Source organism: Cellulomonas sp., assembly GCF_017744555.1.
Lineage (GTDB): Bacteria > Actinomycetota > Actinomycetes > Actinomycetales > Cellulomonadaceae > Cellulomonas.
Window position 1 is genome coordinate 1 of the sequence record NZ_JAGIBD010000109.1, and the last position, 794, is coordinate 794.

Genomic DNA, 794 nt, shown 5'->3' on the forward strand with positions numbered 1-794 from the left:
GTCGCCGAGGGCGGGGCGTCGGTCAACAACGTCCGGGTCGCGGGGGACGACGCGACGCTGTCGGCGGACGACCTGCTGCACGGGCGGTGGGCGGTGCTGCGACGCGGCAAGCGGACGCTCGCGGTCGTGGACGCCGAGGCCGACGCCGGGTCGCCGGTCCCCGGGCGGGACTGACCGACGGGGCGGCACCCCGGACCCCGACGGCCCCCGGCGAGCGCACGCTCACCGGGGGCCGTCGCCGTCGGCAGGGCGACGACCGGTGCGGCCCGGGAGCCGCGCGCAGGGCGTGACCACGGTCACCGTCACCGGGATTTGCCCTCCGCGCAACGCTCGCGTAATGTTCTTGGAGCCCGCCCGGCAGGGAGGAACGGACACCGAGCTCGACTCGGTGGTCGGTCCCACGGAGCAGGGCATCCCCGCAAGGCCCGCACACGGCGCCCCAAACGCCGTGCTAGAGTCCTGCGGCGGCGATCGGAAAGCCACGGACCACCACGGTGGTCAAAGGCCGGAAGAAAGCCTGCTAGACTGGAGAAAGACACAAAGCCTCCTGCAAAAGCCGAAAGGCCGACGAGGATGCGCGTCTGTTCCTTGAGAACTCAACAGTGTGCCAAGTAGTCGATGCCATGTAAATGGTGTCGAGCTCGGATCAGGTCCACCCCCGTGGGTCTGGTTCGGGGATGATGCCAGTTGATGCCCTCTTTCGAGGGGGTTCTTTGTGGTGTCTGTTGCTTGCTGGTCTTCGGGCTGGTGAGTGGCTGATGAACATTCACGGAGAGTTTGATTCTGGCTCAGGA

At 68.0% G+C, this 794-nt stretch carries 1 pseudogene; it reads left to right on the plus strand.

The features are described from left to right. Positions 1 to 174: pseudogene (locus tag J7523_RS20415) on the plus strand (tyrosine--tRNA ligase); the annotation flags it as partial. Between the last annotated feature and the right edge of the window lie 620 nt (positions 175 to 794).